The sequence below is a fragment of the Pontibacter sp. GD13 genome (assembly GCF_058216355.1).
The window spans coordinates 373625-394220 of sequence record NZ_JBYZMQ010000001.1; the positions used below are offsets into that span (position 1 = coordinate 373625).

Annotated in this window: 9 protein-coding genes; 1 reads left to right on the forward strand and 8 read right to left on the reverse strand. The window is 46.4% G+C overall.

Going from position 1 to position 20596, the window contains the following annotated elements; translation table 11 throughout:
- Positions 1 to 174: 174 nt before the first annotated feature.
- A complete protein-coding gene (locus tag AC4BAN_RS01565) occupies positions 175 to 8241 on the reverse strand; it encodes a malectin domain-containing carbohydrate-binding protein (RefSeq protein WP_490562605.1) in 8067 nt (2688 codons plus the stop codon).
- A gap of 301 nt (positions 8242 to 8542) precedes the next feature.
- Here AC4BAN_RS01565 and AC4BAN_RS01570 point away from each other — a divergent pair, with 301 nt between their 5' ends.
- Complete coding sequence (locus AC4BAN_RS01570) at positions 8543 to 8767, forward strand: hypothetical protein (RefSeq protein ID WP_490562606.1); 225 nt, start codon at positions 8543 to 8545, stop codon at positions 8765 to 8767.
- 492 nt (positions 8768 to 9259) lie between these two features.
- Here AC4BAN_RS01570 and AC4BAN_RS01575 read toward each other — a convergent pair whose 3' ends face one another.
- The 7 genes from AC4BAN_RS01575 to AC4BAN_RS01605 form a co-directional block, all read right to left on the reverse strand.
- Positions 9260 to 11623 (reverse strand): T9SS type A sorting domain-containing protein, encoded by a 2364-nt coding sequence (locus AC4BAN_RS01575; RefSeq protein ID WP_490562607.1) that lies wholly within the window; start codon positions 11621 to 11623, stop codon positions 9260 to 9262.
- Between the two features lie 1422 nt (positions 11624 to 13045).
- Positions 13046 to 14083, reverse strand: a complete 1038-nt coding sequence (locus AC4BAN_RS01580; protein ID WP_490562608.1) for a glycosyltransferase — start codon at positions 14081 to 14083, stop codon at positions 13046 to 13048.
- Positions 14084 to 14148: 65 nt separating this feature from the next.
- Positions 14149 to 15378: an O-antigen ligase family protein gene (locus AC4BAN_RS01585; RefSeq protein ID WP_490562609.1), complete on the reverse strand. Its 1230-nt coding sequence runs from the start codon at positions 15376 to 15378 to the stop codon at positions 14149 to 14151.
- Positions 15379 to 15614: 236 nt separating this feature from the next.
- Positions 15615 to 16766: a glycosyltransferase family 4 protein gene (locus AC4BAN_RS01590; protein ID WP_490562610.1), complete on the reverse strand. Its 1152-nt coding sequence runs from the start codon at positions 16764 to 16766 to the stop codon at positions 15615 to 15617.
- 13 nt (positions 16767 to 16779) lie between these two features.
- Entirely contained in the window at positions 16780 to 17709 is a 930-nt protein-coding gene (locus tag AC4BAN_RS01595) for a glycosyltransferase family 2 protein (RefSeq protein WP_490562611.1), read from the reverse strand.
- A 302-nt stretch (positions 17710 to 18011) separates the two neighbouring features.
- The gene (locus AC4BAN_RS01600; RefSeq protein ID WP_490562612.1) at positions 18012 to 19043 is read right to left on the reverse strand and encodes a glycosyltransferase family 2 protein; all 1032 of its coding nucleotides are present in this window, start codon (positions 19041 to 19043) and stop codon (positions 18012 to 18014) included.
- Between the two features lie 37 nt (positions 19044 to 19080).
- Positions 19081 to 20541, reverse strand: a complete 1461-nt coding sequence (locus AC4BAN_RS01605) for a lipopolysaccharide biosynthesis protein (RefSeq protein WP_490562613.1) — start codon at positions 20539 to 20541, stop codon at positions 19081 to 19083.
- Positions 20542 to 20596 lie beyond the last annotated feature (55 nt).

Here is a 20596-nt window from a genome sequence, read left to right on the forward strand (position 1 = left end):
GTTTATAAACATTATGCGTATCGTACAAAACAATGCTTTTTGTTACTGATGTAGGGTTAGTTTTACAGGACTCGATTGCAGGGTGCAGGATTTGATCACACAACTTGTTGGCAATAAAGTGGCCTGCAGATAACGACGAAACGCTATTTCTGCAGGCCACTACCCCCTATTTTATCAGTTTACAACTAACTTGGTGGAAATATTGCCGGATGCAGCGGTTACCCGGATCAGATAGATACCCCGGCTTAAGGGTTTGCTCATCTCCACTTCCTTACGGTAGCTGCCTTGTGCATTGGTTACAGTATCAAAGGATGTGATGAAACGGCCTGCCATATCATAAACGGCCAAGTTCACCGCTTCTTCTTCGTCAAAGTTCAGCACCTCCACAAAAAGCCTCTCCCCCGCCTTAGAAGGGTTCGGGTGTACTAATACACTTCTTTCGTGGCCGGTTAACAAATCATTTTCGGCTATACTTACCGTACTGACACCGGAGGCGCTCAGGGAGGCTTTGTAAATCTCGAGGCCTGCCAGGGCTAAACGGTTAACGGTGGGGTTATATTTTATGCTTAAATTTCCATCAGCCACGTCCACCAGAAAGTCCTTCACTAAAGCCGATCGATACCCAACTTCGCTGTGAATATCCAAATTAGGCAGCATCAATTGATTTTCGATTGTAGTATGAAACACCCTGGCGCCTGTGGCCGGGAAATAATTCTCTACAAAGTGCATCCTGATCCAGTAACTGCCATTTGGCAATGGGATGGCATAGCGTGTCTCAGCCAGATCCGTTGCAGCGGATAGGTAAGTTTGGTACAAAATATCGTCGTCGGTGCTGGAGATAGGGCCGGCTACAACCTGCTTATCCAACCTGACGGACCCCTGCCGGTAGGCTCCGTCAGCCTCCCAGGTAACACCACCAATGGTTACTGCGGCATCAGAACCACCTTTTATCCTTTTCACAGCCGCTATAATCGACGACGAATTATCGGCGATTCCATAGAGCGGAATACGAAGCGGCGAATCAGAACGGTTAAAGGACACCATCAGGGCCGCATTCTTAATTCCCTGGCTCTTGGGCTGGAACCTAACCGTGGCGTTAATAAAGTTTTGGGTTGGCAAGGTGGTGGCCCCGACGCCTGAAACGCTAAATTCGTCTGCGTTTGGCCCCACAATGTACGCACTTTTGATCTCCACCATTGGGTCGCCGGAGCTGCCTGCATTCGACAGCTTTACTGTGGCTGTTTTGCTGGAACCTATCACCACAGCGCCCAGGTTAGCCGCCGAAGGCGTTGCCGTAAGCACAGGATAATTAACAGAACCCGTTTCAGGCCTCACGTTACTTATGTAGTAAATGTTATCCTGGTAATCGTAGTTGGTGAACTCTGCTCCAATGTAATCCTGGCCAATGATGTAAGTGTCCGGTATCACATTGCCGTTGTTATCGCGCGCCTTCCAGATCCTAAGGCCGATTTTACCTCCCGCATTCCTGGAACGCTCTGTGTATTGCTTATTAACTTTTAAACCAAACGCTGCACTTGGGTTGGCGGTGTTGGCTGTAGGGGAAAAAGTTGCCTGCGCCAGTAACGTGGAGGAACCGCTTTTCCTTGGGAGTAACGATTGCCCATCCAGCGGATTATGCGAAAACAGGGTGACGTTCGTTTTAGACACCTTGTCGTAGCGCTGAATGGTTTCCGTGGCGGAGCAACAGCCATGGTAGGCGGCCATTTGTACTACAGTTACCGGCTTACTCGCATCAGCACGCACAAAGAATGGGGTTTCTATCTCATCCGAGTTAGGCACAACGCTCTCCCCATCAATTACCCCATCGTCGTGATTAAACCCTACGTTCGTCTTGAAGCCAAAGGCGCTGATGATTTCCTTTGCATAGGGTTCATAATTCCCCTCGCCCTGTTTCTGCCACAAGCCATGCAGCACTACCTTTTTATAAGGCGCTCTGTCGTCGTTAGATCGGATAAATAGTGTATCGTTGAGTACCTTGACCCTGGTAGCCTGGTCTTTTGCAATAAACTCGATAGTAGCTAGTGCCGAACTACCCGGGCTTATACTTAAAGGTAATGCAGCGCCACTGTAGGGCTGGCCATTTAACTGATCTATCTTCCAACCTGCCGTGTTCGATAAAACCAGGCTGCTGATCAATAAAGAATTTTGGCCTCTGTTTACTATTTTCAAGTTAACTTTATTGTGGTTCTCATTGTAAGGCGTAAAGGTTCCGTCATCGTTTGTCCTGCGCCACGGCGTCTGTATCAACGAGAAGGAAAGCCTGTCATTTGCTGGGAAACCATCACTGTTCTCAAGCACCATATAGGTGTTACTTTGAGTAGAGGTAACGATCTTGAAACTGGTAATAGCCGTGGTGGTTTGGTTATTACTTTTGTCCGTAGCCTTTGCCTGTATGGTATAATTGCCATTTTGCGTGAGCCTGAGCGGTGTAGAATAAGTTGTGAACGCCGCCCCGTTCAGGCTATACTGGACGGAAGCAAGACCTGAGCCACCCTCGTCTGAAGCATTCACACTGATGGTTACCTCGTTCGCATATACCCCCGCCGACTGCAGTGTACCGGTTAACTGCACACTCACCACAGGTGGCGTGGTATCCTCTCCCGGATTAGGAGCGGTGCCTTTTGAAATCTCGATGGCCGAGACGATGGCATTGTCCTTGGTAGAGGAGAAGAGCAGGTCGAGCACGCCGTCGGTGACGGAGATCCCCGCGAAGGTCTTGACGATGGCCTTGCCCGCCCCGTCCTGGGCGAAGATGTCGTAATTGCTCAGCACCCGCTGGCCCTCCGCATCCACGCTGAAGACGCGCTTGCCCGCCCCGCCCGCGCCGCCGCCGGGCGCCCCGAAGTAGGGCTCCACGAAGTGCAGCCGGACGGTGTAGGTGCCCGCCTCGCCCACCGGCACGCTGTAGCTGAAGGGCGCACCGCCGGAGGCGTAGCGGTAGTTGAGGTAGAGGGCATCGTCCGTGGTGCCGGCCACGTCAAAGGTCTTGCTGCCGGCCACCCCTCCCGAGAAGTTCGCGTCAGCCGACCAGGTGCGCGACTGGCTGTCGGAATACTGACCGCCTCCAGAGTTGATCAGGTTTGCGGAAGGCGTGCTGACAACTTTTAGCAACTCAATAGCGGAAATAATGGCATTGTCTTTCATTGAGGCAAACGAAATATCTAGGGCACCATCGTTAATGGTCACATCCGAAATCGTCTTGATCAAGGCGCTTCCAAAGCCTACCTGGGCATACACATCGAAGTTACTCAGCACTTGCTTGCCCTCCACATCCACATTAAACACCCGTGCGCCCGATCTTTTAAAGTAAGGTTCTACAAAGTGCAGCCTGACTGTATAGGTACCTGCTTCGCTTACGGGTATGCTGTAGCTAAATGGAGCGCTGGCTGAGGCGTAACGATAGTTTAGGTAAAGCGCATCATCGGCGGTACCAGTCACGTCAAACGACTTGGTAGCAGTTATGCCACCTGTAAAGCCCGCATCGGCTGACCAGATGCGTGACTGTGTATCCGTATACTGCCCGCCGCCGGCATTGATCAGGCTGCTAGTTTTCTGAACAGGCAAATCGGCCTGACCTGTTTTTAATAAGGTGATGCGTGGTTGTCCGGATCCGCTGCCGTCAAAGTACTCTGAAATATACAAGTTCCCGTTGCGCGTATCCTCTACTATATCTAATGGGTTAGCAAAAGGGCGCCGTAAGCCCGGAACATCACTGCCCTCTGTGGCCCTGATAATATCAAAATTACTTCCTCCCGGCTCCAGCACCATGATATCGTCTCCTCCGCTAAAGCGGCAAACCAGGAGCTTTCCTTTCAACTTCCCGCCAAAAGCACTGCTTTTGTACTCAATAACACCATTTGGGGACTTGTTCAAGCCAAAATCGTAAGCCCATCCCTTATGGTTCGGCTCTTTCGGTGTACCGACAGGATAGCCATATGTTTTTCCATTCACCACCCAGGTAATCTCGCCCGGGTCCACACCGGAAGTCGGATTGCCACCGTTTAAGATATACTCGTTGCGTAACACGTTGGGGTGCCCGTAGTAGCCTCCTTTGCTGATCCTGAAAAGGTAGTCGCTTTGAGTAGACCGCACATCCAGCATGGCCGGCACATCCGGGCCGGTATACACCTGCCCGTTAGACCATATGCTTCCCGACTTCAAGAATGGTGTGTTCCCACCCGCAGCCGAACCGTTGGCAGGCACGTAAAGTTGACCGTTTGTGTGCCACACCAGGTCATAGGCATTCCGGATCCCTGTAGCGTAAATCGTGAGTGGCGCGTTGGTGGCCTTTGGGTTATAATTGCCCCCATCCTCTGTTTTAGCGTCTATCGGAAGTGCTTGCTGCTGTGCCTTTGTAATATCCAGTCGCAGTACCGCTGCATTCAGCAGGTGCTCCGGCCTGTAACCCCAGGCCGCATCCGGGTCTCCCATGGCGGTGTTGCTGCCCTGCATAAAGTATAGCGCGCCGTCGGGCCCGAAATCAATGCTGTTCGTGGCATGGTCTTTATAAGAGCGCGGCAGGTTTATCACATAATCCACTAATTGCGGGGAGGCGGGACTGTTCAGGTTGATGCGCGAAACTATCCCGCTCCAATCTGTGGCATTGGTAAACTCAGGAGAAGAATGGCTGATCCAGGCCACCAGATTTCCCGCAGAGGCAGATGGGTCGAAACGCAGCCCGATCAATAGACGCCTGTTAGCTCCAAAAGGAGATATGGTTATGTGTCCGGTAAGGGTTCCGTCAACATTAATATCCCAGCGCTCTATCTTACCGCCCGAGGTGGTTGCGTACAGCCGGTTATCAGGCCCGATCACCAGTGTGGTGAACCCATCGGTACCAAAAGCCCTGTCCACGAGTATCTGTTCTGTAAACGCTACGCCCGTCAGATCGGTAGGAACATCATTGGTTGAGCTGATGGTGGTAAAGCTGGACGTAAACGGCATCATGGCATAACCATTCCCATCTTTCACCAGGTCGCTGATAGCAAACTCATACTTTGTGTTTAAAGCCAGTGCTGCCGATAAGGTAATGGCGTCGCCGGCAGCAGTTGAATTGACCACTGTTCCGGCTACTTCTGTTTTCTGGGTACCGTTTACCTTGTACAGTTTTACAGTACCCGTATTTACGGTGTTCCCATCCAATGACTTGCCGCTCGGGAAGGCCACATCGACTGAAACAGATTTACTCAGCGAAACGCTTATTTCCCCATTCGCGGGGCGCACAGCAGTTACGTATGGGCGCAGGCTTTCCTGGTAGCTGGCCACCTCAAGTGTTACCGTCAGTTGCGCTGTACTGTAACCGGTAGCGTTTGCCTCTACCGTAGCGGTATATGTACCGGCTGTCATATTAGACGCGTTCACTGTAAAACGCACCTCGTTACCGGTTGAGCCCAGGCTATAACTCAGGTTATTGGAAGCCGACATCGTCTTTCCGTCAAAAAGCAACCAGCCTGGCGCTGTTGTACCGGTTCCCTCCGTGGCTGTCAGCTTTACAGTTACCGGGTCCTCATCTGAGTTATTGAGGTTTACCTTTAACTCCTTCTGTTGCCCAATGGGCAGATCTACTGTGGAGGAAGTAGGCGTGAACAGCAATGTTTTGGAAACCGGGGTAATGGTAGAACCTGCAATTACCTCGATGGCCGAGACGATGGCATTGTCCTTGGTAGAGGAGAAGAGCAGGTCGAGCACGCCGTCGGTGACGGAGATCCCCGCGAAGGTCTTGACGATGGCCTTGCCCGCCCCGTCCTGGGCGAAGATGTCGTAATTGCTCAGCACCCGCTGGCCCTCCGCATCCACGCTGAAGACGCGCTTGCCCGCCCCGCCGCCGCCGCCGCCGGGCGCCCCGAAGTAGGGCTCCACGAAGTGCAGCCGGACGGAGTAGGTGCCCGCCTCGCCCACTGGCACGCTGTAGCTGAAGGGCGCACCGCCGGAGGCGTAGCGGTAGTTGAGGTAGAGGGCATCGTCCGTGGTGCCGGCCACGTCAAAGGTCTTGCTGCCGGCCACCCCTCCCGAGAAGTTCGCGTCAGCCGACCAGGTGCGCGACTGGCTGTCGGAATACTGACCGCCTCCAGAGTTGATCATCTCGCTACTTGCCTGAGGTGTGGGGGTGGACTGGTTTGTGACGGAGAAGTTTACAACAAGCGCTGTGCCGGGCGTACCTGTGCCTTTAGAGCCTGAATAAGGTGTAGCTTTTAACGCATAATTGCCGACAGCGGGGGTCCAGCTATAGTAATTCCCTTTGTTATCGTCGCCGAACAGTGCATAGGGGGCTATACTTTCGGTTACCGACTTTGTTTGTGCACCGGTTAACTCCATCACCACACTGCCTACTGTGGCAGGATTGGTGTTAGCGCGGATATTCAAATTTTTTGTAGGAAGAGTGCTTAAATTTAAAGTAGCACCATCGGTAAGCAACTGTATATCCTGCTCTGTGTCAGCGTTGATCAGTGTTAGGGAACCAACAGATTGCTGTGAAGAAGTAACACCACTGGGGCTACCTTTGTAAGTTGTGCCTGCTGCGTTAGAACCGGCCGTGTAATAAAGTAACCCACCTAAAGAAGCCGCTACACCCCCACGTATTTTTATGGGTAAAGGAGTGAGGGCTTCCCAGGAGTTTGAATTGGGCGAATAGGCAGACACCAAATCGGTGTTGGTTCCGTGCATAATGTCACCTCCTAAAACAAAGATACGGTTGCCCATCACAAATATTGAAGAAGAAATGTGCGCTCTTCCGGTAGCGCCAGCCGGCACAGGCAGATCAGCACCCTTTGTCCAGCTGTTCGTGGCTGGATTGAAGATATAGAGGTCTTTTTGTGGTACAGAGTTCTCATCAAAGTTGTGCTGCCCGCCCACATAAAAGATTTTCCCTTCGTAAGCTATAGTGGCCGCATGGTTGGTAGGGTTAGGCAGTGGTGCCAGCGTTTTCCACCCTCCTCCTAGGTTGTCCAGATCCAGTACATAATGGCTTCCTAAATCAGTTGTTCTGGATTGATTATGCCCTCCAATGTGGTGCAACTTACCATTCATGTACTCCAGTTGGCCCGAGGATATTATTACCGGCAGATCGGGCAAGCGGACATACCGGTTTTCTGCCACTATATACTTCCATGCTTCTTTGGTTCCAAAAGTCTGTCCTGTTCCGGATGAATTAGAGGTGTAGCCCCCGGCAAAATACACGTCTGTGCCGTCGGTAGCAAACCCAGCGTGTGTCACGCCGCCATAATTGGTTCCATTCATAGGAGGCATGGCGGCCAAGCTTGTCCATTTGTTAAGTTCTGGATCGTACACAAAAGCTTGGTTTCTAGGGGTCCATACGCCGGTGGTGGGGTTAACAAAATAGCCGCCAAAGGTGTACAGTTTCCCATTTAATGCCTCCCCCTGCAACTCATTTGCCGATAGCGGGTATGCCGCCGCAGTACTCCAGGCAACCGTGCTGAAATTTCCGGCACTCCCTCCCAACCCTACAGAGATGTTCGCATTTGCAGTTCCCACTGTACCACCCGGGTCGGTTGCAGAAACGGTTAAGCTATAAGCCGCCTGCGTGTGGTGATTCAGTTTTTTGGCCAGAGTAAGCCCCCCCGAAGCTGCATTGATAGCAAAAGCTCCGTTTGTATTACCTCCAATAATGGCATACTTTACTGCGCCGCCCTCCGGATCGGTGGCCATTACCGAACCGACAGTGGCACCTGTAGCAAGGTTGTCAAGCACAGAAAAAGTATAGCCTGACGCAGAAAACACGGGTGCCTTGTCCCCGGTTGCAGTAGGCCCGGTAACAGAAAAGTCGTCGAAAGTATAGGTAACCGGTGTACTGGCATTGCGGTGCGTGGCAAACATACCGGTGTAGGCCGTACCGCCCGTCAGTCCCATACCTGCTACACTCAGCGAAGCAGTGGTGTACTTCTGGCCTACATTCAAGTATGTGCTGCCACCATCCGTGGAGTAAAAACCCTCTACGGTGTTTGTTGCAGGATCAAGCACCAACCGTAACTTCACCAATGCGGTATTAAGCCCGGCAATAGGTCCCGTAATCCGCTGATCTGAACTGTACGAAGCATCGTTCAGTTCCTTTCTCAACTCAACCTGTGCCCCAACTACCACTAATTTGATGTATGTCTTGTCGTCGAGGCCAAGCCAGATACCACCCTGCTGGAACTGTGTACCATTAAAAGGATTGATCACCACGACATCGACTTGCAGCAGGCCGCGCGTTACTACCTTCACCCCCAAGGAGTTTATTTGATTATTATCTGTTCGATAAGCGAAGCCCTTATTAGTTGTTAACTGTAACACGCCGTTACCCAGCAGTAACTTTGAGGATTCGTGTGCAGTTATAGCCGCATCTGTTGGTGTGCCATCAGCAGCAAGGCGCGATCCGGAGTAGGGGTTTACCATAGTAAAACCAGTACCCGCCCCATTCTTGTCAGCCACAGTACCCCCAACACTGCCACTAAAGCTTAACCTGAAGGGCAGACTTACCTGCAGCTGATCACAGTTTAAAGGGCTTAATCCTGGACAAGCAACCATGGCTGTACTAGCTTCCGGCGAAACAGTAAGTGTCTTAACGGCTTTATTACTTATGGCGGTTGGCACTGCAACAGTCATAAGAGGCACTGCTGCCAAAGTAGCTATTAATACACTGGATATAATTGAACTAATTCTTAATAAGCCAATAAAACTTAAAAGGGTATATATTTTTTTCATAATGCTTTGCTGTTTGAAAAATGAGCGAGAAAATCAGGACATTTAATGGTTTTCAGAGCCATACTTACACCTTTTGCATTAGCTGTAAAGATTTCAATCTGTACAGTTAAACAGGTGCAGCCTCATGACTAAAACAGGGCAGAGAAGGAACAAGCTTATTATTTGTATGTATTTAATTAATTTTTGAATACCTAGTTATAACAAGTAATATTAACTACTATTTTATTACTATAGTGTATTAGCTTATTTACGATATAAAAACCGATAGCGCCTATCCTTCACATGAATAAAACGACTGTTCACCCATTTTTTAAATAAAGAAATTAAGCCTAGTTAAAAGGCTAGCTCTTTCCTATCACCAACAAAAGAGGGACAATGATGTAAAGGAGGTTTATCTGGTGGAGATGATGTTTTTAACAGTAACCCTCTTTAAACTCAAAGAGCCTGAGAAACAGAGAGGGCAGCTTTTGGAGCTGCCCTCTCTGTTTCTCAGGCTTTTTAGGTCAAGTGGTACTCGACCAAAAACAATCCCTGCAATTTATCTATCTATAACAATGCGCTGTGTTTTACGATCACCGGCTGTTTCTACAACAAGGGTGTAAATCCCTTCCCGAAGGCTGTTTACATCCAGCACAGTCTTTAATCCAGCTGCTGATGTTTCCGCATTTTGAGAAAGTACTTCCTTGCCATTCAAATCATACATCTTGATGGTGGCAGTACCCGAAACAGCCTCAGCATACTCCACGTTGATGAAAGATGTTGCTGGGTTAGGGTAAGCAACAAAGCCATTCACTGAATTTACGGAAATGCTTGTTGCTGCACTTGTACTGATAGCTGTCAGGCCACTTTGGTTTATCACCTTAAAGGTAATAGTAAGGGGTATACCTAATGACCCTCCGGCACTACTTGCAGAATAAGGGTTACCTTGCAGTTTAAAATCGCCAAGTGCCGGGGTCCAGGCGTTATAGTCTCCGCTGTTATCGCTGAACAAGGCATAAGGCGCTGCAGATTCTGTGGCGATCTTGCTCTGAGTACCACTCAAATAGAACTTTACACTTTTTGCTCCCGTGCCTGTGTTAGCACGGATGTTGAGGTTCTTGGTTGGCAAAGCAGCAAGATTTAGGGTGGCGCCTGACTCCAGGGTGGCAATATCCTTGTCAGTGTCCGCATTCACTAAGGTAAAGCTAATCACCTGATTCGCAGAACTGCTGATTGTAGATGTACTAAAAGAACCCTGCGTAACTACTTTAAAGCTCACGCTTTCAGTTGTTCCGGCTGTACCGCTACCGCCACTTGAAGAATAAGGAGTGCCTTTGATGGTGAAATCACCGGCAACCGGATTCCATACCCCATTGTCGCCCATTAGGTCGTAAGGGGCCTGCGACTCGGTGGCGCTCTTGCTCTGCGCTCCGCTCAGGTACATTTTCACGCTGCCGATGCTATTGCTGGGATTGTAGCGAATATTCAGGTTCTTTGTAGGTAAAGCTGACAAATCGATAGTGGCACCGTTCGCCAGCGATAGGATATCTTTCTTCGTATCGGCATTCACAAGCGTAAAGCTGCTGGAAGCCTGAGTTGAAAGGCTAGTCTGGTTTATCACTTTAAAGCTCACGCTCAGGGAGGTTCCGGCTGTACCGCCGCCGCCGCTAGAGGTATAAGGAGTTGCTTTCAGTGTATAATCCCCCAGGGCTGGCGTCCAGGATCCATCGTCGCCCATCAGGTCGTAAGGTGCCTGCGACTCGGTGGCGCTCTTGCTCTGTGCTCCGCTCAGGTAAAACTTAACACTACCAACGGTTGTGTTGGTGTTTGCGCGAATATTAAGGTTTTTTGTTGGCAAGGTAGCCAGGTTCAAGGTGGCGCCGCTCGCAATCGTCTGTATGTCTTTTTTTGTGGAAGCGTCAAATAAGGTATAGCTTACTACCTGCTGTGCTCCGGTGCTTGGAGCCGGAGCCGGGGTTGGCTCAGGGGTAGAAGTATAAGAGCCTGACTGCAGTGTCTGAACCATGGCCTTTGAAAAGTCCAGCATGAGGTTATCGTATCTTTCTGCATTGTTAGAACCCGTTAGCTTACCTACCAGGTGGTTATCAATTCCACTCAAGTCTCCCAGGCGATCGCTTTCACCTGCTTCATCCCACCAAATTACACCTCTTGCTTTGTAATTGTTGTAAGAATAGTTAGCTATATAGTTCAGATAAGCAACAAACACATTTTTCTGAATAATCTCCCTTCCATAGGTTTTGTTATAGTCATGTATCTTGTGCCACATGAAAGGGATTACTGGTTTGTTAAGCCGTTTACCTGTAATAAGGGCCTCCTTCAAATTATCTTTCAGGTACTGCAGGTTGCGCGTGTGACCTACTTCCTCGTCAGCAAAGATAGAATAGACAGAAGGTGTTAAAAAGTCAGTTTTTGAAAGTATGTTGTCGTATTTCCCAACCGGGCTGTTGTAATTATTAACCTGCCAGTCGCCCCAGGTACGGTAAGGCATACCATATATAGCAACCTTTACATTCGGCCTGATCTTTTTGATGTAGTTAACAAGGGAAATAAACTGGTATTCTGCGTTTTTGAAACGGCTGTCAGATGTTGGGTAGTCTCTTAATGCTTTAAAATTCCCGGTTTCCCAGTCAATAATAATTGAACCCGTAGAAGTTGAGCTAGAGAAATTTTTCTCTAAAAAGTAGGTAATCTTAGAAGAATCCCATTTATTCTGATCACTGCTGTAAATAGAACCGTGCGTAAGAAGCTCAGCAAATTTAAATCCGTTGGCGGTATGGTAGCTAGATGACTTTGGGCCAAAACGGCTCGCATAAGAGTAAATATCGAAAGAAGGGGTAACCTGTCCGAACGCCTGGACAGCCATGATGAGGGTTAGTACAACAAGGGTTAGATGCTTTTTCATCTTTTCTAAAAAATTTAATGCTTTTAAAAAGTGTCGGGTATATAGCACGGCCTGCCAGCTTCGTATCTGATAAGGGGCGCTAAGGTCTTCTGCTTTAGGAGTGCAGATCTACCCGTACAAAAAAAGGAAGGCAGTATGCCAAAACCTTAAAATTGACCGCCAGAATTTAATTTAAAATTTCAGCGAATTGGCTTCGATAGGCCTGCATAAAACAAGACCAGCCAAGGTTAGGCATAGGTAGAACCTGTTTACAACTCCAACTGCCACCTGTTAGTTGGACGATGTCAAGATTCGAATTAGAAAAGAAATCCTCGGCTAAAAGTGATTTTCTCATAAACGTTACATTTAAGGATAGTTTGTTTGTTTTACTTAATCCAAAATTATACAAATAATTTAAGGTGCAATAGTCAGTCACTAAATTCTTTAAAAATCACCACAACTTATTATTATTTTATACGTCGCAGGATTTTGGCATCTTATAGAATGTAAATTTACTTTAGCCCAAGAGCATGGTTAAGATAGATTAGATATTTGCTGGCTTGTTCCGATGCGACTAAAGTTATGCTCACAAAACTTTATGGATGAACAGCTTATAATAATTGTGAAACAAACTGCGCAGTGTATAATAATAACACTCGACAAAAGCGGCTACAAAAAGCCAGGCAAAAATAGAGATTAAAAAAATTTCATCTCCTTCTTAACCCAGAAGCAATTCACAACAAAATACCCTTTATAAGAAATGCCTAAACACAAAAATAATACTACAGAATACAATTATACATTTTATTAAAGAAAAGACCTCAACGCTTAATAGTTCAATAAACTCGACTCGCTTATGCCAATGTTGTAACATTGTATAATTAAAACACCGAGTTCTTGGTATGGAAAAAAGGTTGCCTGCCTATGAGGTTAAAAAGGAAAACCATAACAACTGATAATTAGGAAGCCACCTTACCAGGGTAAATCATAGAGAGGGTAACTGACTTTCTTTATTTCCACAAGGCTTAAGACATAACCGTACCAAAAATTAACATCAGGCACAACTAACTGTATAACAACATATTACCCGATACCAATATAGACCTTTAGTTTTATCGAAATCCTAATTATGTAGAAAAATTCCACAGGGTGTTACGCAAAATCCACACATTGTAGAAAAATAGAGGCTTGCAATAGGTGTAAGAAGGGGATACTAACTTATGTGCCTGTTTTGATACGTAGCAGGAATCTGATCGATTCTCTCTTTAGGCATGTTTACGTTTGGGCGTAGCAGGATTATAGAAAAACAGCTTTTCTGCTGTTAAGTGCTACAAAGTATCTATAGGTGCTTTAGTAAATTGTGCCAAAGAGATAATTATAGATAGCTTGACCTAAAGAATGGAACAGATTTGTGTTTAGGTGTTTTAGCAACCTTTTCTTGCTTTAAGCGCCTAGAAATCGGGTTATGTTATTCTGGTACTGCTCTGCAAGGATATCCCATTCAAATTTCATAATACTTTCGGATGTCTTGGGGCTTATTTCGGCATACTTCTCCACAACCAGATCCAAATTGGTTTTTAAGTCCTCCATCGAAGTATGGTCACAAGCAAACCCTACTTGCCCATCTTCAAAATAGCCGTCTATACCGTCACCTCGGGTGTATAGTATGGGTAGCCCCTGCGAAAGCGCTTCCAGGTACACCACCCCAAAAGTTTCGCCATAGGAAAGAAGCACAAACACATCGTTCTCCCTATATATTTGAAGCAACTTTGCTTTATCCCTGACTTCGCCCAGATAGTTTATTTTGTTCCCGTTAGGAATGGATAACGAGATGGTTTTAAAGTCGAGCTCCATTGTATTTTTGCCAACAATATTTAAAGTGTACTTCCTATCCTGAAAAGTATGAATGAATTGGATAAGCATTTCGAGTTGCTTTCGTTTGATAATTTCGCCTACATATAGCATATTCACTGCTTCGGAAAGCTGGGTTTTAGGCTTCCGCTTATTTAAATTTTGCAGCCAGAAACTATCGAGACCATTAGGAAGCAAACAGATTTTACCACTCCCAAGGTTTGGAAAATATTTTGCCAGTTGTTGCTGGTGTGGAGGTGACACCAGAAAAACCACACTTGCCTTATTTAGTATAATTTTAGCAAGAAGCCGAAACAAGAAACTTCCGGCTACAAAAAAATTCAGGTCAGCACTTCTTACCGTCACTACAAGGCTTTTATTCAATAGTCGGCTCCAGACATAAGCCGGTAATCCATCGCTGATCAACGTATGGGCATGAATGTAATCATACCCCCTGTAAAGCCTTTTTTTATGTATCAAGTAAGATATTTTAAAAAGTTTCGTAAAGAAAACCGTTTTGTCTAGCCAGTCATACACATAATCAATTTCTACTTCCGGAAAGGCGTTAACTTTTTTAAATTTTTTATACACCGGAACTAAAAACTTATCATCCCGGCGCTTTCGCAGCACCCTATAGAAATTATAGTGTATTTTGTTTGTCAGGAAATAACTATTGATGTGTAGAGCGTTCTGTGTCATGCTGCCAGTTTTATTTCAGATTTAATTGCAGGCTTAAAAGCTACATTAAGCACAAGGACGGAGTAGTACCAAAACGAAGCGTTATTAAAGAGTGCAAGCGAGAACATACCTAGAACCAGGTATTGAAGGAATAGGATACCAACCCAGGCATGGGGGTTTACAGCTACAATCATTTGGTAGGAAGTTCTCAAACATTTTACAACCCAGGCCCCCAAGATCAAAGCGCCAAATAAACCCGTGGCTATTAAAGACTCTATCAGCATGTTATGCGGATAAAATCCCATTGCAGGGCCGTGCTGAACTAAAAATGAATTACCTATCCAGGGGGAGTGGGCAAATTCCTCCAGGGCCTGTTGATAGATGACATCACGGCCAGAGGTATTCCCTTTGTCCACGGTGTTCATCACCCTTTCTAAAAAACTTCCTCCAAACCTGGACAGCAGCTCAATGATCTGATCACTAAAGAGTAGTAGCGGAATTGCAAGGGCAGTAAGGGTAAGCACACCACGAATGGCTCCTTTATTATTAATTTGATAAAATAACAGGCAGAGTAACAACGCCACTAACGGACTTCTACTCCCTGCAATTGACATAATAAACAAGCCAAAGAAAAAGGATGCCATATAGAACCCTTTTTGTAGTGTAACGTCAGTCTTCCCAAATAGAAAGATTGAGATCAAGGCGAAAGTTACGCCATAATGACCATATGAGATGGTGTTAACACCAGCGCTTCCCCTGTACCTCCCGGCATACTCGGCATCTTCTGCTGCGATGGCCACATTAAAAACAATTGATAGCACAAGTGCTGTCAAGAGCATCCAAAAGAACCATCTTAATACCCACGAGTAATCTACTCTATCAGCGTATCGGATTGCGATTGCAGGGATGAGACATATACCCACCGCGTTCAGCAGATAATCAGTAGCGGAAGGAAACACAGCAGACTTTACCCCTGTAAAATACAGGTCGATTATGATTCGCAACAGGTAAACTGCCCAGAAAAGAATAAAAAACCGCCACTCCCATCCCGGAAAGGTATCGTGGCCTTTGTACAGCACGCCTCTGCCGATGATAAAAAGCGATAGAAAAATAATTAAGCCTCGGAAAGGAACTGTAAATACCCTGCTTTCAGTGCCAACTATGCCCGGCAAAAAGCTAACAAAGAAATACCCTACCAAAAGTAAAAGTATATAAAAACCGTGGAAACGATTGTACTTAAGCACCATGCCGAGAGGTAAGTTTAGAAGCGTGTATTGTATATATGCGCATGAGCTATTGACTTAAACCAAAATGCTGTCAGTTTGTATATCTTTGTTTTTAAGTATTCTATCTTTATCTATGGTATCCGTGGCGCTGTAGGTGTGAGCTAGGGTTGCCCGATATGTTTCCTCCACTGTTTCTTTGTCGTTTAGTAGCTAATGCAATTTTTAAAGTGCCGCATCTTTACATCTTTATTATTCATTTACAGGTGAACCTGACAGCTTTTATCTGTAACTAGGCTGACAATGCGGAGCAGCTCACTTACGTTTTCCTCAACTGAGAAACGGATCGATCTTTCCCTAGCCTTATTGCCCATCTGCTGCCATTGGGACCTGCAAGCTAAAGCCGTGTCAAAATATGTCGTGTAAGTCTCTATTTCCGGTTTTTCCAATAACCATCCGGTGGCCCCATGCTCAATCATTTCGGCGGGCCCTCCCAACTTGTAGGCAATAACCGGCTTTCCAGTGCCCATCGCTTCTGCTACACTTATACCAAAAGGCTCCACATTACGTCTTCCGTTTACCACCACATCTACACTTGCATAAAAATCAGGCATGGCATTAATATCACCTAAAAAATGGATGTTCTTATCAAGCCCTTCACCTGCTAGCTTTTTTACATGGTCAGCAAAGGCAGTCTTAAGCGGTCCGCCTGCTATAAGCAGGTGCCCCCCCGCTCCGGGCACACCGGATGCAGTAAAAGCTTGAACGACCAAATCCTGAGCCTTATCCGGATGCATTCTGGCGGCTACGCCAAACACGGGAGCATTGGCAGGAATACCTAACCTGGCCCTTAAACTTGTGCCCGCTATACCTAAGGCATCTTTATCAAAGCCTGGGTAAACGATATAAGCACATTGCTTACCTAAAGTATTTTTAGTGTAAAGACTGTTTGCAACCTGAGTTATGGCATACCTCTTACAAAAAAAATTGTAATATTTTCTAGCATAGGACCTGCTGATAGCATTAGACAAATGCCATATGCACTTGGCCTGCACCAGTTTGGCAATTTGGCCGGCTAAGTGTACAAAAGTAGGTTTCTGGTAGATTACCGCATCATACCTTAAACTGTCCTGTATTTGATCTTTGAATAAGCTGGCGTATTTAAGACCGAGGTAATGCGTTTTCAGAATGTTGAAGATAATTTTCGGAAAACCAGCTCCGTAAGATGTGTCCAGGAAGGGCAGTGAATATGCCGTGCCGGCCACTGCTCTGTAAGCACTGTTCTTTTCGCCCTCTCCCAAGATAACAAGGTCAACTGTGTCGCCATTTTTTACCATTCTCCTGATAAACTGCATTTCACAGCTAAAAACGCCCCCATTGTCGTAACTATTGACAACTTTTAAAATCCGCATAATTATAAGTTATTTACCTGACCTGTGTACCTTTAAACAGGAGCCTGAAATATTCAGACGACCAGATGAGGTATAGGTATATATTCATGGTTAGCACCTTGATCACATCCACTCCTGAGAGTCCCTTATCAGTGGTTAGCAAACGGAGGCTTTTTTGAATGACGATGAGATAAAAAAGAAAAGGGAGATAGAACACATGTTTTGCAACACTTTTAAAACCCGTGATCTTATAGCTCTTTTTGCCTCCAAACTCTCGGCGCTTTTTAGTATTAAACTCGCTGAACGTCCTTCTGGCCGGGTGCTTGATCACCACGTTATCGGCGTAAATGATGCTGTAGCCAAACGCGTTGGCGCGCCTGTTCCACCCAAAGTCCTCACCGGACAGCTTGCTCAGATCAAATAACCCGACCCTGTCAAAAAGCTCTTTTCTAACAAAAAGGTTGGCCGTAACTGAGGCCTGATGCACTTTTACTGCACGCTGCTGATCAAACTCATAAACACTTTCATAGAGTTCGATCCACGTTTTCTGTTTCTCATTTCGAAAAATGAGGTCTATTTTTCCGGCAACACGATCAACTTTGTTGGTCTGAAAAAAATGAACTGCGCTCTCAATCCAGTTCGGGCCCGGAATGCAATCAGAATCTGTAAAACCGTAGATATCTCCTTTTGCTAATCCAATCCCTTTATTTCTGGCGGCATAAGATCCGGGCTTTTCTTCCTGCTCAATCCTAAACCCGGCAGGAAGTTTATAATTTGCAGGTGCCGGATCAGTAGGATCGTTGTTGATGATTATGACCTCAAAAGATTCCTTAGGATATGTTTGCTGACCTAGCGCCTCTACACATATTTTCAACCGGTCCCAATCATGATAGGTTGGAATAATAATAGAAATAAAGGGGTTTGTCATCATAGCTGTATTGACAGTGATTTCGTTATCCAGCACTTCTGAATACGAAACAATTTGTAAGTTTTATACATCATAAAGCAAAAATGCTGAAACATAAGAGGCCACCAGATACACCCCTACTAATTTTCGTATGTACTGTTTCTATTGATCATTATTTAGTATACGATCATTTTATTTTATAAAAACTTTATAACCAATTCAATAGCACTAAAAGTAATTTGTAAACATCTCCTGTTGTATGCAACCTGCATTAAAAACTAATTATAAGTCCAGCTATTAACACAGCGTTTAAATAGCTAAATATGCTATATACATTATACTAAATAATGGCCTTATAGTTATAAAAAAAAGAACAATTTTATGTATTTTGTCTTTTCTATATAGAATAGCATTCTCAAATTTTTAATAAAGTGGAATTGCCATTCCAACAGCTTCAGTAAGTAATTAGCCCTGGCGTACTTCCGATGGCTGCTGTTACGGAGCAAAGCAACGAGTAATGTCAATTTGTCCCGGAGGCTGAGCTCCCCAAACTCCTGTTTTTTAACCTCTGCCTGAAAATAGGCCCTGTCTATCTCCCCGATCAATAACAAATGGAAGTACAGGTACAGCGCAAGCGCTCTCGTGTACTTGCTTGATAGCATGCCCTTTTCACGCAGGTACAGGAGAATATCCCACCTTAAAGTATACCTGTTAATATAAAGCCTGAGTAACTTACAGGTATTCTTCGTTCTTGAAATGGACTCTGTTTGACCATTAATCTGCGTGAGCACCTGGTGGTGCATAACTATGCTAATCTTCTGCTGCATTAGCCTGAAGAGCAGATCGTACTCCTGTGATGAACTTAGTTCTTCATTCCAGCCTTTCACCTGCTGCAAGGCTTCTCTCCTCCAAAGGTTTGTGCTGGTACAGCCAAGCCTGGAGTTGATTAACCCCAGCCACACATCATCTTCTGCCCTTATATCCTCCACCAGCTTTTTTTGCGAGCCACGCCCCTTAATAATCCGGATCTTGCGGTAATCCCCAACCACCAGATCCGGGTTATGCTGGCTAACCTGTTCCAGCTGACCCGCAATTTTGTTGGGCAGTAGCTCATCATCGGCATCTAAAAACTGAATCCATTCCCCTTTGGCGTGACGCAAGCCACAATTACGCGCGGCACATGCCCCTTTTTTCTTTTCTGTGTATACGCTGATCTTACCTGGGTATTCTTTTTCAAGTTGGCGGAGCGTGGCTGGCGTGGCATCTGTGGAGTTGTTATCAACCAAAATCAGTTCGATATGGGGGTAAACCTGCGCGTGCACACTTTCAACCGCTTTCCGAATGAATGCATCACAGTTGTGACAGGGTATGATAACAGTAACAAGCGTCATTTTATACTTCTCTTCATCAAATAAACACACCTGTCATTCAGGGTGCCATTACTTTTCTTTTTGTCAGATGTTTGAGGTCCTTTACCTGGTTCAATAACTCAGACTTCATCATAAACCAGATAATAAGGCCATAACTAAGAGCCAGCGCTATGGCGCACAGCATGTAATGTATGCCAGAGGCGTAGAGCAGGAAACTCACCAGGCAACCTACTATGCTGGCCAGCAGCGGCGGACTGATCACCACAAACAGTTCGGCCAGTGTTATGCCCAGAAATTTTTTAAGGAAGTATTGGGCAATGGCCACTTCCAGCACTTTATTGATCACGTAGGCCCAGGCTGCGCCAACTATGCCGTACCAGTAAATACCAAGGGCAATGGTGGGCACGTACAGGACAGACTTGATCAGTTGCATGCGCATCTCCACCTTCGCTTTTCCTAACCCCCGGATCAACATGGAATGACTGTTCACCAGCAGATGGATCATAACGGAAAGGGCCAGAATTTTCAGGGGTACAACGGCATCCACCCACTTATCTCCGAAGAAACCCAACACAAAGGGCTCGCCCAACACTATCAGGAACACCATCATGGGGTACACGCAAATGCTGTTGTACTTCACCACTTTAAAGTAAAACCGCTTCAGCACGCCGGGGTCATCCTGCTGCTGCCCGTAAACAGGATACATCACCTTGTTCATCATGGTGGTCAGTTGGTTCCGGAAAGTATCCGTCAGCACAAATGCCAGGGTATAGGTACCCAGAGCCGATGCGCTGAGCAGTTTACCGATGAGCAGGTAATCGATGTTTAACATCAGCACGTTAAAGAACTGTGTGCCGGTGGTGTACACCCCAAAACCGAAAACATCTTTAAAAGCGGCCATTTCCCACTGAAACTTTGGCAACCAGCGGGTAGCCTTAAAGTATAGCGGCATGGCAAAAAGGAAAGCGGCGGTTGTGTTAAAGACCAGGGCCCAAATACCCGCACCCGCAAAAGCCAGTGCTACTGCCATTACGCCAGCCAAAATGGAGGAGGCATTGTTGATATAAGCCAGTTTTTTAAAGCTCATTTGCCTGGTAAGCTGTGCTTTGTGCACCAGGTTAACCGGACTGCAAAGCACCCCGATACTCAGAACCGGGATGATGGTTGCCAGCAAGGGCTCTTTATAGAAAGCAGCGGCCAGCGGCGCCACCGCAAAAACGATGAGCAGGTAAATGGCTACCGACCAGGCTATTCCCGTCCAGAAGGCAGTCTGAAAATGTATTTCCCGAAGGTTTTCCTCTTTCCGCTGCACCAGGGCGGCCCCAATACCCAAATCGTTGAACACCTGCACAAAACTGGTGAACACCGTGGCCATGCCCACCAAACCGAACTGCTCCGGGAAAAGCAATTTGGCCAGCAGCAACTTGATCACAAAAGAGAAGATCCTGCTGATGAGCAGCTGCAGGGAACTCCATACAATTCCGCTGATAATTTTTCCTTTTAATTTACGGGGTTCCATTTTCGTTTCACATCATCAAGCCAATTCGTACTAAGTTATACTTTCGTACTAAGTT

Bases quoted from the DNA above. Each gene is read 5' to 3' on its own strand.
- AC4BAN_RS01585 (WP_490562609.1), bottom strand. From the start codon at position 15,378: ATGGTGCTTAAGTACAATCGTTTCCACGGTTTTTATATACTTTTACTT.
- AC4BAN_RS01590 (WP_490562610.1), bottom strand. From the start codon at position 16,766: ATGCGGATTTTAAAAGTTGTCAATAGTTACGACAATGGGGGCGTTTTT.
- AC4BAN_RS01575 (WP_490562607.1), bottom strand. From the start codon at position 11,623: ATGAAAAAGCATCTAACCCTTGTTGTACTAACCCTCATCATGGCTGTC.
- AC4BAN_RS01600 (WP_490562612.1), bottom strand. From the start codon at position 19,043: ATGACGCTTGTTACTGTTATCATACCCTGTCACAACTGTGATGCATTC.
- AC4BAN_RS01570 (WP_490562606.1), top strand. From the start codon at position 8,543: ATGGCTGTACTAGCTTCCGGCGAAACAGTAAGTGTCTTAACGGCTTTA.
- AC4BAN_RS01605 (WP_490562613.1), bottom strand. From the start codon at position 20,541: ATGGAACCCCGTAAATTAAAAGGAAAAATTATCAGCGGAATTGTATGG.